The sequence below is a fragment of the Alkalibacterium indicireducens genome (genome assembly GCF_039522005.1).
Lineage (GTDB): Bacteria > Bacillota > Bacilli > Lactobacillales > Carnobacteriaceae_A > Alkalibacterium > Alkalibacterium indicireducens.
The window spans coordinates 1-14,910 of record NZ_BAAADA010000012.1 but is presented as its reverse complement, the minus strand read 5'-3'; the positions used below and the strand labels follow the sequence as shown (position 1 = coordinate 14,910).

Below are 14,910 nucleotides of genomic sequence, written 5' to 3'. Positions count from 1 at the left end.
TGAGCCTACCCCTATCCGATTCCTCTGTCTGTATGAAGTCTGTGCAGACAAGAATGGAGTTCGTAGGAAGCACCCACTTCAAAATCCAAAGGATTTAAGTGGTGGGTAGTTCACGAGAGGACTATACCAAGCAAGTAACAAATGAACAATCTGGCAAGAAACGAAAACAGGCAAGATCAATAATTCAATATAAGCGTTATTTCAATGTCGATCATTCCACTGATACTGATTTACCTGTTCTTATCTAAGCACATCATCGCCGTCGTGACTGGTGGTGGAGTGAAAATGTAAGCTGAAAATTTCAGCTCCTCAATCACTTTCTTTCCATTATGAATACCCTATCCTCTTCAGCACGCTGACTTGAAGGGGGTAGGGTATTTGTAATATGCATGAGCATAGATTTTTCGTAGAAGGTGATCCTGCTTAATCACGTGAATTCCGATACTCGGTAGATTTCATCTTAAGAATACGATAAAAGTGGCATCTAAAGTTGTGTAGCGACAGTTTCTGCCATTTACGTCTAATTAAACTGCGCTTAGGGACATTAATAGTGACACTTTATAAAGTTACGACATGATGGATCTATAACTAGAGAGAATTTAACGACAAGTTATCTGGTGAGAAAAATATAAGGTGCAGCTAGAGAGCATTTAGTGACAGTTTTCTTGTTGCCTACGAAATAAACTACAGCTATAAGGCTGCTAGTGACATCTTCTCAAGTTCTTAAAGAATAAAATGTAACTAGACAGCGTCTAGTTATACCTTATCAAAAAGAAAGAATGTAAAGTCAGACTAGAAACAGCTTAATGACAGATCATCAGATAAATTAATAGAAAAAATGAGCTTAGTTCATATTAGAATGATCTAAGCTGGACGATACGTAAGGCTATTATAATCAATTGGAAGAATCGAAGCCACGCAAGTGATGGGCGAGTCCTTTCAGGAAATTACGTGCATACCGGTCGCCGCACTCTTTGTAATTCCGGTGACCTTCTTTCCTTAAAACAGCACTTAATTCACTATTCGAGATGTGGACACCAGTGTCGTCTAAGATGTCCAGTATGTCATCACTGGTAAGAGTAAGAGCTATCTTGACTTTCTTTATCAGGACGTTATTTACATCTTTATCGTGCTTGATAAGTCTGGTCTGTTTGACTGGCTCACCAGTAGCAGTGACTTGCTGTCCACGCTTAAAGACGATCAGTCCATTTAGAAATGATTCGAATAGCAAATTGCTGCATTCTTTAACATAGGTGTTCTCGGTAAAGTCATCTTCTTTATCGGAGGTAGCTTCAGAAGACTCGACTTTCTTCAATAGCAGCTGAACCTCTTCTAAGGATAAATCTTGATGGCCTAACTTGAATATTTCCTGAGTTTCTTCATCTCTTAAATCGAGTGCGTACCTTAATCGTAATAGACGATCATTATTATTCATGTTTAATAGCCTCATTTCACATAATTAGATTCCATACGAACAGTATAGCAAAAATGAGTTACTGTGATTAAATATATTAGACAGATATTAGATTGTTGAGCACAACTATAGAACGTCTGTTTTGATTAATGATGCGGAAGAACGTTGGAAATAAGATTATCAAGAAGATTCTGATGACATTTTTCTACTGGATACAATTGGCACTTCTCAAAACTAAATGCAGCTCAGACTGTCCAGGTCTGAATCACTGATCTAAATCAGTCTGTTTTCTGTTATACTGTACTGGAGTCAACAACTTTAGGAGTGAGTATATGAGTAAGAATAGAAACAATAAGCATAAAAATCAGCCCAAGAAAAAGTCTGATGTGGTCCGTAAAGGAACAAAACAGGTCAATAAAAAGGGAACCACGAACTATACAGTGGAAGAAGAGACAACTCTGCTGCCATATTTGTTGACCGTCATCACAAACAAAAGCCGGAATGCGGTCAAATCTATACTGACTAGAGGTCAGGTGTCGGTGAACGGAGAAGAGACCACTAAGCATAACTATCCGCTGAAACCAGGTGACACAGTCAATATCATGAGCAATCAGGAATCCAAAAAACGTTCTGAATTAATGGGTGTATCCATTCTGCATGAAGATCAGGATCTGATTGTCATCAACAAGGAAGCGGGCATGCTTTCAATTTCTTCAGACGACCCGACAGAACCGACTGCCTACCATCAGTTGAGTGACTATGTGAAGAAGGAACACCCCGATAACAAGATTTTTGTCGTGCACCGTCTGGACCGAGATACATCAGGCGTCATGCTTTATGCAAAATCGGAAAAAATAAAAGAGGCGCTTCAGAAAGACTGGAAGAATACAGTCAAGGAACGTATCTATACAGCACTGGTCGAAGGAGACGTTAAAGAAGAGCAGGGGGAGTATGCATCATGGCTGTCTGAAAGTAAAGGGATCAAGATGTACTCCAACTTGGAAGACAATGGAGGAAAACGGGCGGTTACCCACTTCCGGAAAGTTCTGGGTAACGAGAACTACTCTTTGCTTGAAGTTGAACTGGAGACAGGTCGTAAACATCAGATTCGTGTGCACCTGAAAGAGATGGGTCACCCGATTGCCGGAGACAAGATGTATGGGGCAGAAACTAATCCCCTTAAGCGTCTTGGCCTGCACGCAACGACCCTTGTTCTCGTTCATCCAGGAACAAATAAACTAGTGCGCTATACGTCAGAAGTACCAAAAAGTTTCCTTAAACGAGTGAAGTAAAGAGATTTGTCTATAAAAATCTGAAAAAATTAAACCATCCGGATAAGGTAAGAGCCTATTCGGATGGTTTATTGCCGTTCAGCTGCAAGATATAAACGTCAGGCAAAAATGCTCAGATATCAATGTAAAGTGAACGATCAATTTGTTAGACTGTTAAATAATTAGAAAATATGAATAATGATCGAAGTAGATGGAAAATAAAATCGTTTTCATTCAGACGTGTAGCGGTGTTTTATAAAAAATCCATTGCATATGATTTGAAACATGCTACAATCGAAGTACAGCCGAAAAGATGGGATTTTACCCGCCCATCGACTTACTTAGAGATAGACTGTCATCTACTCACGTCGGAAGGGAGGTTTTTTTTTGAAAACATATTTGAATGAATTGTGGGAAGACATCGTCGATAACAAGGAAGTGATTATTCTATTATCGTTAGTATGGCTTATTTTGTTTGAACAGTTCACGATTGGAGTTGCACTTTCAGGTGTTTTTATGTCGATTTTAGTGGTAATATTCACCGACCGTTTCCTTTTAAAGGGAAACTATAAGCACTCTTACATGATCGGACTGGGTACTCTGGCTAAATATGTATTCCGACTGATTATTGAAATTTTTCTAGCTGGATTCGATGTTATTCCTAATATCATTTCCGGTAAAGCAGATGTTCAGATCATTACTTGTCAGACTAAACTTACAGATGAACTGCTGATCGATATACTAGCCAATTCCATCACACTGACCCCTGGGACAGTTACTGTCGATAAGAAAGGCAGTACACTGAAGGTTCTGGCGCTTAATGCACCTGGAGTGGATGATGACCCTAGAGTAGTCATTCCACTTAAACTGGAAGATATACTGTTACGCTACGAAGAAACACTCGATGGAAAAGCGTAAAAGAAATTAGGAAGAGAGAGGAAGTTTAAAAACAAATGGATTTTGATTCAACTGTTTTAGCCATTATCATCGGCCTGTCAGTTTTCGGACTTGTCCGTGTTCTGGATGGACCGACTATATGGGACCGCATGCTTGGATTCGCACTATTTTCACCCAAGGTCATTGTTGCAACTGTCCTGATCGGGATCATCATCAACCGGACCTATATGATCGATGTGGCTATCATTTATGGTGTGCTCGGATTTATTGGAACGATAATGATTGCACGCTTCGTCGAAAGAAAGGGTGATGTATAATGACGCAAGTAGTAGAATGGATCGCAAACATAGTCATTATTATCGGCCTAATTTTTATGGCACTGGGCGTATTTGGGATTTTCCGTTTCAATGACTACTTTTCACGCACTCTAGTTGCATCTAAAGTTGATACAGTTGGCTTCATCACGATTTTGTTCGGTCTGATGATCAAGCATGGCTTTGATTTTTTCAGCGGCAGGATTATCATTGTACTGGCTTTGTATCTAATCACTAATCCCATCGCTACTCATGCCATTACCCGTTCAGCCCATTTGAGTGGATACAGAATCAAGAAGGAGAGATAGGAGACAATGTTTCAGACATTTATATTATTGACATTACTAGTATTAGCCTGTTTCTCTGTCTTATCTGATAACTTGCGTCGGTCGATCATTTATCTTGGTGCCTTTTCACTGACGATTGCACTGGCCTACCTGCACTATAATGCACCCGATGTGGCGCTTGCTGAAGCGGCGATAGGGGTCGGACTGTCAACCGTCATGTACTTAGTTGCTTTGAAAAAAGTATCAGTATACGACATTTGTTACGTAAATGAAGATGTGGAAACATTCAATGATGATCAGATAAACGAGATCAGAGACTCAATCGTCCGTCCGCTTGAGCTGTTTGTGGAGCGTACAGAAGAGATCGAGCCTCAACTGGCTTATACAAACCGTACACTGGAAACAGTCATGCGCGAGGACGAACATGACTGTCTGATCCACCGTAAAGGTGATCTGACCTATATTTATGGTGATACAACTGACCAAGTTTTCCAGGATATCGTAGCTAACTTGAATGACGTCATTAAAGATATTGAAGATATCCGTGTTATTTTCAGGGATGAGGTGAGCTTAGATGCCCCAGACGAGTAGACTGTTTAATATTGTACGTATCGCATTTGCGGTTATTGGAGCTGCCGTGGTGCTGTTTCTGTTCTTGAATCATTCGGAACAACTGGATACACCTCTGATGGATTACTTTACTGCTGACTTCTTTGCACAGACTGGAGCTCAGAACTCTGTAGCTGCCATATACTTGAACTACCGTGTATTCGATACATTGTTTGAAGCACTTATGCTGATGGTTTCCGTTATGGAGGTTATCAACGTCTCATGGGCTAACAAACATGCTGAACAGTATAAATTTGAAAAAGATGATTTCAATAGAAAGAACAACTCAGAAATCGTCATCCGAATGGTCGGAATCATTTATCCATTCGTTCTGCTGATCGGACTTTATATCATCATCAATGGACATGTATCGCCGGGTGGAGGATTCCAGGGTGGAGCTGTTCTGGCAACGGCTCTGATCACACGTTATCTTGTTTATCCAAACTTTGACCTGGACTTGCATACGCTCGAGAAACTGGAAAAATTCCTGTTCCTGTCCATCGTCATGACGCCTGTCCTGTATGTGTTTATGCAGCTGCAGCCTGCAGACACGACATTATCTCATCAGATTTACATGGTAACCATGAACTCACTGATCGGACTGAAAGTATTCTCCGGACTGAGTATCATCTTTTACCGATTCGTATTCTACGAAGGAAGATAAATCCGTCGATCTAAGTGAAATTTACTGCACGTTCCTCAACTATTAAAAGAAAGAAGATGAAACCATTGGATTTTATCACTGGCGAAATTGTCGGCATTCTTTTGTTCTTCATCGGACTGTATGGTCTAATGACGAAAAAAATGATTGTTAAAACCATTATGTCCATGTCGATCATGGAATCAGGTATATTTTTATTTTACATTACGATCAACTACACAGATGGTAGTGTGCCCCCAATCGGACAGGCACAGGAAGCTGCATTTGTCGATCCCGTTCCCTCTGCTTTGATGATCACAGCCATCGTTATCGGTACCGGTGTTACAGCGATCGGCTTGACCTTGTTTATGCACTATAAACAAAAGCATGGCATTACTCACTGGTCGCGTAACAGAAATCAGACAGGAAGTGAACATTAATTGTTAGGATTATTGGTGCTTGCTCCAATTCTAACTGGAGCAATTACTTATCTGCTGAGAAACAGGGAAGCTAAGTTATTTCTATATATTTTCCAAGTGATTTATGCCGGTCTGGCGTTCTATGTCTTCATGACTGTTAAAGAGACTGGACCGATAGTCTGGAACGTTGGCGGCCATACTGACGGCCTGGCTTTAAGTCTGTACGCTGATTCGATCTCAATCTTTATGGTCCTGATGACGGCAGTGTTTTATATTGCATTTCTAGTCTATGCTACGAGAGAGAAGTATTTCAGACCGAGATTCTACTTCCTGTTCATGGTCCTTCAAGGTCTGATGATGGGCTTGTTCCTGTCTAGTGACTTGTTCAACATCTTTGTTTTCCTTGAAGTCTCTACAGTTGTCGTATCCATCCTGATCATGATCAATAAAGAAAAGCAGGCAATATATGATGGCATGATCTATTTCTTTGTCAATGTCATCGGCTCAGCTTTTCTTCTCTTCGGGATCGGTATGCTTTACCGTACATTCGGACTTTTGGATATTCGTGCCTTAAAAGAGGCCATGTCCATGCTTGAAAGCCCGAGAGCAGTGGTTCTGCCTTACGGGATGATGATGGTGACTGTTTCACTTAAAACAGCAGTAACGCCATTATTCAGCTGGCTGCCGAAAGCCCATGGAACACCCAGTGCGCCACCTGTTGTATCAGCCGTTTTGAGTGGCCTGTACATCAAGAGTGGGGTATACATGTTCATCCGTTTCAACGAAATGTTCAATCCAGTGATTGACATGCATGTCTTTTTCTTCTGGATCGGATTCCTGACCTCTTTGATCGGATTCATCATGGCTCTGGGTCAGAAAGACATCAAACTGATCCTGGCTTACCATACCGTTTCACAGGTCGGTCTGATCATGATGGGGATAAATATGGCTTCAGAAAGTGCTTTCTGGGGTGCGCTCTACCACATCTTCAACCACGCTATATTCAAATCTACCTTATTCCTGACTGCAGGAATGATTTACGAAGAATACGGCACCCGAAATGTCTACAAGATAAGAGGGCTGTTCAGACGGATGCCCTGGGTAGCGGTCGCAACGACATTAGCAATACTAGGTATTACTGGAGCACCATTCTTTAACGGAAGTATTTCAAAGTATATGATTGCACACGGAACGTATGACTATACCGTTACTTTGCTTTTGAACATCATCAACTTGGGAACAACGATGTCCTTTGTTAAGTATGCAACTATGCTTTTCGGAAAAAGCCCTAAGAAGGGGACAGCCAAGTCAGACTTCTATGCGTCGACTGCCTGTGTCGTTATGGGTATTGCTTCATTCTTAACTGGAATATTCGGGGAAGGACTGACTCAGTTTTTCTTCAACTATGAAGTACACGTGAACGTTGACGAATACATTCAAAAAGGGATGGTCTATGTGCTGATGATCGTTGCAGGGGTTGCATTCTACAACGGGATCATTAAACACGGGGGACTCATCACTCGAATTGGACATCTAGAACTGACTTTTAACGGGATCATTACATCTATGGTCGGTTACTTCATTGTTCTAATTGTCTATCTGTCTTTAATATTGTAAATAGGCTCGGTCTCATAAATTTTGATAGAAACGGAGTGACAGGATGCTATATTGGCTTATTATCGTACCGATTGTTATCGCAGTTATAAATGTAGGGTTTATCCATAGTGATTCCAGAAAACTGATCGTCGGATCACAGCTTGGAATCACAGTATACGCAACCTATCTGTTTTATCTCGTGCGTACTCAGGGCACCATAATGGACAATCTTGGCGGCTATCCTCGCGCCTTTTCTATCACACTTTATGCAGACCGGATATCCATCGTATTAGTCTGGCTGACGACTTTGTTGTTCTTAGGCCTGCTGATTTATGCCTGTCCTGGGGATTACTTTAATTCTCAGTTCGGCTTCTTATACTTAACTCTTCAGTCACTGATCATTGCACTCTTTCTCTCCACGGACTTATTCAATATTTATGTGCTTCTGGAAGTGTCGACCGTCGTCGTCGCGATCCTTATCATGTTCAACAAAGACAGGCAGGCAGTATATGATGGCATGATCTTCCAGTTCGTCAGTGTCATCAGTTCAGGTTTTTGGCTCTTTGGTGTCGTGATGCTCTACCGGACATTCGGTCACCTGGACCTTCATGCAATACAGGAAGTCATTACAGAAGTGGAGGATCCGCGTTCGCTTATTCTTCCATTTGGATTTATACTGACAACGATCAGTCTGAAGATTGCTTTGTTCCCGCTCTCGAGCTGGCTGCCTAAAGCTTACGGCACACCGAGTGCGCCACCAGTCATTCCTGCTATTTTATCAGGAGTATACGAGACTACGGGACTGTACTTATTTATTCGCCTCACTGCAATGTTTTCTGAAGTCATTGAACTGAATGCATTTTTCCTCGTTGTTGGATTTGTAACCAGCATCGTCGGATTCGTTCTGGCTGTTGCCCAGAAAGATTTGAGGCTTCTGTTAGCTTATTCCACAATCTCTCAGGTTGGACTGATGACTGTCGGATTCTCATTCGGCACCGAAGCCAGCTACTGGGGGAGCATGTATCATATGTTTGCACACTCTCTGTTCAAGACAGTGCTTTTCCTCTCTGTCGGCGTCTTGTCTAATCATTACAAGACTCGGGATATATACAGAATAAGGGGAGTCATGAAGGCTTTGCCGGTCACAGGCTTTGCCATCATCTTCGGCCTGCTTGGTATTACAGGCGCGCCACTCTTCAATGGATCCATTTCGAAGTACATGATCAGTTATGGTAGCGATTCGCCATATATTCAACTGCTTTTAAATTTAATCAATCTGGGGACTTTGCTGTACAGTATGAAATTCGCAGCCATGCTGTTCGGCGAAAATACTCAACCTGACAGTGTCAGGGAAAAGGACAGTACCCACGATATTCCACAATGGACAACTTTTGTCTTCGGGGTACTCACACTTCTGACGGGGCTGTTCGGCAATACCTTCTTACAGTTCCTTTACGGATTCGACTTTACGATTTACCCAGGTGAATATCTGGAAAAATCATTAATCTACTTGCTCCTGGTTCTCGCTGCCTTTGCCCTCTATAGAGGATGGGTCAGGGAACGGGACTTATTTACAAAATTCGGTTATGTCGAATTGTCCTTCAATGCGATGATAACTGCACTTGTCATGTTTTTTATCGGTATAGTTGGTTATATGTACTGGCTTGCTTAATTACGGAAATTAGAAAGAAGGTCGCACACATTGCTTTACCTACTAGTCATTGGGCCGATTCTGGCCGGTATCGTCAATATTCTATTCAAGAAACGAGATACCCGTCCGTTCATTATCGGAGTTCAGATTGCCCAGTTAGCTTATGCGCTATGGATTTTTATCCAAGTGCGTACGGATGACACCATCTTTAACTTTATGTCCGGTGTTCCGGATGGTCTGGCCATTACATTAATGGCTGATATCATCTCATCGGTGTTTGTCTTACTTACAACGATCATCTTCCTTATGATGCTGCTGTTTGCTTATCACAAGGAATACTTTAACACGCAGTTCGCATTTCTGTTTCTAGTTCTGCAAGGGTTGATCATTTCGTTATTCTTAAGTACTGACTTGTTCAACTTGTTCGTCATGCTGGAGGTATCGACAGTGGTCGTTGCGATTCTCATTATGTTCAATAAAGAGAAACAGGCGATATATGATGGAATGATCTATTTCTTCGTAAATGTCATCGGAACAGCGTTTCTGCTATTTGGTATCGGAATGCTTTACCGAACCACTGGATTTCTAGATATGAGAGTCATCAGTGAAGCAATCGTGGAAGTGGAAAGCCCAAGAGCGGTCCTTCTTCCATTTGCCTTCATGATGACGACCTTAAGTCTGAAAACTGCCGTTGTTCCTTTGTTCAGCTGGCTACCGAAAGCGCACGGAACACCTAGTGCACCACCGGTTGTCTCTGCAATATTATCCGGACTCTTCATTAAAACGGGTGTCTATATGTTCATCCGTTTCAGCGCCATGTTTGAACCGGTAATACAGGTGCAGGAGATTTTCTTCCTGATAGGCTTTATTACATCAATATTTGGATTCATCATGGCGATGGGGCAAAATGACATCAAGATGATCTTGGCTTATTCTACAGTATCCCAGATCGGACTGATCATGATCGGTCTGAATATGGGATCTGAAATCGCCTACTGGGGCGCACTGTTCCATGTAGTCAGTCATGCGTTATTTAAATCTACATTATTTCTTGCGGCCGGTCAGGTCTATCACCAGTACGGAACGCGTGATATACGTATGATGCGTGGTGTTTTAAGAGCGATGCCTTTAACTGGTTTTGCTATCATCTTTGGTATTCTAGGTGTGACCGGTGCGCCACTGTTCAACGGAAGTATTTCCAAGTATATGATTAGCTATGGAAGCTATCGCCCGATCGTCCAGTTCGGTCTTAACCTGATCAACCTTGGGACAATCACATACTTCGTTAAATTCGGTAGTATACTCTTCGGAAAAGACAACCGACCTGAAGAATCTAAACCACCAAGAGAAGACTTATTGTCCGAACTGCTTGTTTTCATTATGGGAGGACTTATCTTACTGACAGGTGTATACGGACCAGTCTCTATGGATATCCTGTTTGGGTATCAAGTTGAAGTATTCTCAGCAGAATATTTTGAAAAAGGGATCGTGTATGCTCTGATGATTCTTGCCGGAGTCGGTATCTACAACGGAATCATCAAACAGGGTGGTCTACTTGACCGGATCAGTCACGTCGAACTGACATTCAATGCGGTCATCACCTCGATGACAGGCTTCTTCCTGTTCATTGCCGGTTACTTGTATTTAGTCCTTTAACAGATATCAATTGGAAACACCCTGCTGACCGGGGTGTTTTTCTTATGCCATAGATTAGTAGGGAAGGTGTGCAGTAATTGAGGCTTTTCAGCAGTATCAGCCGTGCAGATTAAATCGATTGCAAGTTTAACTATAGTTTCAGTCATTCAGCATATGATGAACTGTAACTAGATACGATTATAGTGACAGCTAATCAAGATGCATAACGGCTGAACTATAATTAGATGGTTTCTAATGGAATGTCTGAAGATAAGTAGTCAATAAACTATAACTAGACGGCTTTTAGCGACACTTCTTTTTAAGAAGTAAAAATAAACTACAGCTATAGGCCTTCCAGCGGCATCTTTTAAAGCTCTTAATGAGTGAACTACCCACCACTTAAATCCTCCGGATTTTGAAGTGGGGGCTTCCTACGAACTCCATTCTTGTCTGCACAGGTTTCATGCAGACAGAGGAATCGGATATGGGTAGGCTCAAAAGGCAGTCCCTGCCTCATAGGTTTTCTTTTACTTGGCTAACGCCAAGGAATACTCAGTAGGCTTGGTTGTCGCCTATATAGACTTGGTTATCGTCTATATATAAAGTATACCAAATGAGAATGACATTAACCACTTCAAGCTATCGCTTGACCGAAATTCATCTCCCACTTTCACTGGTGCTTCGCACCCATACGCTTAGAAGTGGGAGACTTCTTTCGGAATTACGTTAAAATGTAACTAGACAGCGTCTAGTTATACCTTATGAAAAATGCGGAAATGAAGGTGTATCTATAAACCGTCATAATGACAGTTTATCAGGCAGTTCAGTACTTAAACTAATTCTATAAAGTAAAATCTATGGTCTTTTATGGGCGAGTCGAGGCAGGGAGGGACGCAAAGCCTTCCTTATTTTGAGAATCATAATACAAGTACAGCTAATCTGTCCCATTATAGTAGTAGATAAGTAATTAATTCTTTTCCGTTTCTTAACGGAAATTAGTCATGTGGTGATGGAAGCGTTATTACATTAAGATGACTATAGATCAAACAAAAAGGAAGGAAGAAACTAACATGATTAAAATTTTATTAGCTTGTTCATCAGGAATGTCAACAAGTCTGCTAGTGCAAAAAATGGAAGCGGAAGCAAAAGAGAGAGGCATCGATGCTGAAATCTGGGCAGTCGCTCAGGATAAAGCTCCGGAAGACATGAAGAAAGCTGATGTCCTGCTTATCGGACCACAGATGCGTTTCATGAAAAAGAAATTCTCAGTCACTGCTGACGAAGTGGGTATTCCACTAGATGTCATCGATCCGGTTGCTTATGGCCGCGTTGACGGAAAAGCCGTTCTTGATAAAGCACTTGAACTTACTGGCAAGAATTAAGCCTGACAGGGGATTAGGAGGAAACAATAGTGGATAAATTTATGGAAATGTTAGAAAACATTCTGATGCCGCTGGCTGAAAAGCTGAATAACAACCGGTATCTGAGTGCTCTAAGAAACGGGTTCATGGTAGCTTTACCGATGATCATCTTTGGATCGATCTTTGTTGTAATCGCTAACCTGCCATTTCTTGACCGTGTATTAGGAGAGGACGGCTTCTCAGCTTATCAGGCTGCGCTTGGACCGGCTTCTGATGCAACACTGAGTATCATGGGGTTATTTGTTATTATTGGTATTGGATATAAGATGGTTGAACAGCGTGGAGGCGAAGCTATCTACGGTGGAGTTGTCGCTATCGCATCATTCCTTATCATGACACCTCAAATTGTAGAAGAAGTTGGGGGAGTAATTCCAACCGCTTCACTAGGAGCGCAGGGGATGTTCTTAGGTATTTTTACAGCATTTATTTCTGCAGAATTGTATCACTTATTCGTACGTAAAAACCTGACAATCAAAATGCCTGAAGGTGTGCCGAGTGCGGTCTCCCGTTCATTCAGTGCATTGATTCCAGTAACGATTACTCTGACAATTTTCTTAGCTATCAGAATTCTGTTCAGCTTTACAGGCTTTGAAACAGTGCAGAACTTCATCTATACATTGGTACAGCAGCCATTGACTGCTCTTGGAAGTGGACTGCCTGCAACACTGATCGCCGTTCTGCTTATTCAAGTCTTCTGGTTCTTCGGACTGCACGGACAAATTATCGTCAATTCAGTATTTGACCCAATCTGGTATTCACTGAATGATGAAAACCTGGCTGCATTCCAAGCTGGAGAAGACCTGCCACACATCGTGACTAAGCAGTTCTTGGATACCTTTATCGTCGGTATCGGAGGATCCGGAATGACCCTGGCTGTCATCATCTGTATCTTTGTCGTAGCGAAAAGCCGCCAGATGAGAGACCTGGCTAAACTGGGTGGACCATCCGGGATCTTCAACGTAAACGAACCGGTTATCTTCGGACTGCCGATCATAATGAACCCGCTTGTAATGATTCCATGGCTTCTGGCTCCTGTAGTCGTAGCAGCAGTCACATACTTCGCTATGTCTGTCGGCTTTGCACCGAGACCGGCCGGAGTGATTGTCCCATGGACCACACCAGCACTTCTGAGTGGCTATCTCGCTACCGGGAACAACCTGATGGGTGCAGTGATGCAGCTGATCAATATGGGTATCGTATTTGTCATCTGGTTCCCGTTTGTCAAACTGCTTGATAAACAGTACTATGGTGAAGAGATGAGTGCAGCGGAACCGACTAACTAATTCAAATAAAATAGACAGGACGAATTCCCTTCAATGGGAGTTCGCCTTTCTTTTCTAAAAAACAGGGGGAACCATTATGAATAACAAAATGAACGAGATTGCATTTCAGATTATTCTGTTTGCCGGAAACGGCAAATCGAGTGCAATGGAAGCTATACAGGAAGCAAAAGAAGGCAACTTTGAAGAAGCCGAAGCGAAATTAAAAGAAGCCGGTGAAGAACTTGGAAAAGCTCACGGATTTCAGACAGAACTGCTTCAGCAGGAAGCCCAAGGGAACGGACAGGGAGTTAATGTCATTCTGGTACACTCGCAGGATCATCTGATGACTGCAATGACCGTCAGAGACTTGGCAGTAGAAATCATCGAATTATATAAATTCAAGTAGGAGGACGTTAAAATGACAGTAGAGTATCAGTTTCCGGAAGGTTTCTGGTGGGGCAGTGCCGCATCAGCGACACAGATGGAAGGCAGCAGAAATGGCGTATCGGGTGAGACGATCTGGGACCACTGGTTTGAAAATGAACCGAACCGATTCTTTGACGGTGTAGGGCCACATCAGACTTCCGTCTTTTACAACCGATATAAAGAAGACATCCGGAACATGAAAAAAATCGGTCATAATACGTTCCGACTGTCTCTTTCATGGGCGCGTCTGATCCCTGGTGGTCAGGGTGAAGTGAATCAGGAAGCCGTATCTTTTTACAGTAATGTCATCGACGAACTGCTGGCTAATGATATTGAGCCCTTCGTTAACCTTTTCCATTTTGACATGCCGATCGAGATGCAGAATAAAGGCGGATGGGAAAGCAGAGAAGTCATTGCTGCGTATGTCGACTATGCAAAAATTGCTTTCGACCTCTTCGGAGACCGAGTAAAGACATGGTTTACCTTCAATGAACCGATCGTGCCTGTGGAAGGCGGCTATCTTTATGATTTCCATTATCCGAATGTGGTTGATGCCAGACGCGCCATCCAAGTGGCCTACCATACAATGATTGCACATGCTAAAGTGGTGGAACTCTATCATCAGGAACAGGACGGGAAGATAGGGATCGTTTTGAATCTGACCCCTTCATATCCACGCAGTCAGAATCCGGCAGATCTGAAAGCTTCTCACATCTGTGACTTGTTCTTCAATAGAAGTTTCCTTGATCCGGCTGTTAAAGGGGAATACCCGGAAGACCTGATCAGTCTGCTTGAAGAACACGGTCATCTTCCTGAGACTCAGCCTGAAGACAAGGACTTGCTTAAAAACAATATTGTTGACCTGCTGGGTGTAAATTACTATCAGCCGCGCCGTGTAAAAGCCAAAGATCACCTGCCTAATCCCTATTCACCTTTCATGCCGGACTGGTTCTTCGATAACTATGAGATGCCCGGCCGAAAAATGAATCCGTATAGAGGCTATGTGTAAAATTAATGTCGGAAGAGGGGAAATTCGACCTAGACAAAAAGAAAGAAGACCCTTAATCT

General features: G+C 42.3%; 15 protein-coding genes and 1 pseudogene. 15 read left to right on the top strand and 1 reads right to left on the bottom strand.

Features of this window, described 5'->3' with window-relative positions:
- Positions 1–101 precede the first annotated feature (101 nt).
- Complete coding sequence (locus ABFX15_RS00830) at positions 102–248, top strand: hypothetical protein (RefSeq protein ID WP_346023670.1); 147 nt, start codon at positions 102–104, stop codon at positions 246–248.
- A 647-nt stretch (positions 249–895) separates the two neighbouring features.
- Here ABFX15_RS00830 and ABFX15_RS00825 read toward each other — a convergent pair.
- The gene (locus ABFX15_RS00825; RefSeq protein ID WP_346023669.1) at positions 896–1,435 is read right to left on the bottom strand and encodes a YehS family protein; all 540 of its coding nucleotides are present in this window, start codon (positions 1,433–1,435) and stop codon (positions 896–898) included.
- A gap of 311 nt (positions 1,436–1,746) precedes the next feature.
- On the opposite strand from ABFX15_RS00825, the gene ABFX15_RS00820 reads away from it, so the two are divergent.
- The 14 genes and pseudogenes from ABFX15_RS00820 to ABFX15_RS00755 form a co-directional block, all read left to right on the top strand.
- The gene (locus ABFX15_RS00820; protein ID WP_346023668.1) at positions 1,747–2,706 is read left to right on the top strand and encodes an RluA family pseudouridine synthase; all 960 of its coding nucleotides are present in this window, start codon (positions 1,747–1,749) and stop codon (positions 2,704–2,706) included.
- 366 nt (positions 2,707–3,072) lie between these two features.
- Positions 3,073–3,603, top strand: coding sequence for a Na+/H+ antiporter subunit E (locus ABFX15_RS00815; protein ID WP_346023667.1), 531 nt, complete (start codon positions 3,073–3,075; stop codon positions 3,601–3,603).
- Between the two features lie 35 nt (positions 3,604–3,638).
- Positions 3,639–3,899, top strand: a complete 261-nt coding sequence (locus ABFX15_RS00810) for an MrpF/PhaF family protein (protein WP_346023666.1) — start codon at positions 3,639–3,641, stop codon at positions 3,897–3,899.
- Positions 3,899–4,204, top strand: a complete 306-nt coding sequence (mnhG, locus tag ABFX15_RS00805) for a monovalent cation/H(+) antiporter subunit G (RefSeq protein WP_346023665.1) — start codon at positions 3,899–3,901, stop codon at positions 4,202–4,204. The genes ABFX15_RS00810 and mnhG overlap by 1 nt, the downstream gene beginning before the upstream one ends.
- A 6-nt stretch (positions 4,205–4,210) precedes the next feature.
- Positions 4,211–4,774, top strand: coding sequence for a Na(+)/H(+) antiporter subunit B (locus tag ABFX15_RS00800; RefSeq protein ID WP_346023664.1), 564 nt, complete (start codon positions 4,211–4,213; stop codon positions 4,772–4,774).
- Complete coding sequence (locus ABFX15_RS00795; protein WP_346023663.1) at positions 4,758–5,456, top strand: MnhB domain-containing protein; 699 nt, start codon at positions 4,758–4,760, stop codon at positions 5,454–5,456. Before ABFX15_RS00800 ends, ABFX15_RS00795 begins: the two co-directional genes overlap by 17 nt.
- Before the next feature lie 14 nt (positions 5,457–5,470).
- Complete coding sequence (locus ABFX15_RS00790) at positions 5,471–5,872, top strand: sodium:proton antiporter (protein ID WP_346023662.1); 402 nt, start codon at positions 5,471–5,473, stop codon at positions 5,870–5,872.
- Positions 5,873–7,468, top strand: coding sequence for a complex I subunit 5 family protein (locus ABFX15_RS00785; protein ID WP_346023661.1), 1,596 nt, complete (start codon positions 5,873–5,875; stop codon positions 7,466–7,468).
- A 43-nt stretch (positions 7,469–7,511) separates the two neighbouring features.
- Positions 7,512–9,119 carry a complex I subunit 5 family protein gene (locus ABFX15_RS00780; RefSeq protein ID WP_346023660.1) on the top strand — a complete coding sequence of 536 codons (1,608 nt, stop codon included), beginning with the start codon at positions 7,512–7,514 and terminating at the stop codon, positions 9,117–9,119.
- Between the two features lie 30 nt (positions 9,120–9,149).
- Positions 9,150–10,754 (top strand): complex I subunit 5 family protein, encoded by a 1,605-nt coding sequence (locus tag ABFX15_RS00775; RefSeq protein WP_346023659.1) that lies wholly within the window; start codon positions 9,150–9,152, stop codon positions 10,752–10,754.
- Between the two features lie 1,010 nt (positions 10,755–11,764).
- Entirely contained in the window at positions 11,765–12,115 is a 351-nt protein-coding gene (locus ABFX15_RS00770; protein WP_346023658.1) for a PTS sugar transporter subunit IIB, read from the top strand.
- A gap of 29 nt (positions 12,116–12,144) precedes the next feature.
- Positions 12,145–13,437, top strand: a complete 1,293-nt coding sequence (celB, locus tag ABFX15_RS00765; protein ID WP_346023657.1) for a PTS cellobiose transporter subunit IIC — start codon at positions 12,145–12,147, stop codon at positions 13,435–13,437.
- Positions 13,438–13,513: 76 nt separating this feature from the next.
- Positions 13,514–13,822 carry a PTS sugar transporter subunit IIA gene (locus ABFX15_RS00760; protein ID WP_346023656.1) on the top strand — a complete coding sequence of 103 codons (309 nt, stop codon included), beginning with the start codon at positions 13,514–13,516 and terminating at the stop codon, positions 13,820–13,822.
- Positions 13,823–13,834: 12 nt separating this feature from the next.
- Positions 13,835–14,845: pseudogene (locus ABFX15_RS00755) on the top strand (glycoside hydrolase family 1 protein); the annotation flags it as partial.
- Positions 14,846–14,910 lie beyond the last annotated feature (65 nt).

What these genes read in the sequence shown, in the direction of transcription:
- ABFX15_RS00825 (WP_346023669.1), bottom strand. Translation starts at nt 1,435, where the DNA reads ATGAATAATAATGATCGTCTATTACGATTAAGGTACGCACTCGATTTA.
- ABFX15_RS00820 (WP_346023668.1), top strand. Translation starts at nt 1,747, where the DNA reads ATGAGTAAGAATAGAAACAATAAGCATAAAAATCAGCCCAAGAAAAAG.
- ABFX15_RS00810 (WP_346023666.1), top strand. Translation starts at nt 3,639, where the DNA reads ATGGATTTTGATTCAACTGTTTTAGCCATTATCATCGGCCTGTCAGTT.
- mnhG (WP_346023665.1), top strand. Translation starts at nt 3,899, where the DNA reads ATGACGCAAGTAGTAGAATGGATCGCAAACATAGTCATTATTATCGGC.
- ABFX15_RS00800 (WP_346023664.1), top strand. Translation starts at nt 4,211, where the DNA reads ATGTTTCAGACATTTATATTATTGACATTACTAGTATTAGCCTGTTTC.
- ABFX15_RS00795 (WP_346023663.1), top strand. Translation starts at nt 4,758, where the DNA reads ATGCCCCAGACGAGTAGACTGTTTAATATTGTACGTATCGCATTTGCG.
- ABFX15_RS00780 (WP_346023660.1), top strand. Translation starts at nt 7,512, where the DNA reads ATGCTATATTGGCTTATTATCGTACCGATTGTTATCGCAGTTATAAAT.
- ABFX15_RS00770 (WP_346023658.1), top strand. Translation starts at nt 11,765, where the DNA reads ATGACTATAGATCAAACAAAAAGGAAGGAAGAAACTAACATGATTAAA.
- ABFX15_RS00760 (WP_346023656.1), top strand. Translation starts at nt 13,514, where the DNA reads ATGAATAACAAAATGAACGAGATTGCATTTCAGATTATTCTGTTTGCC.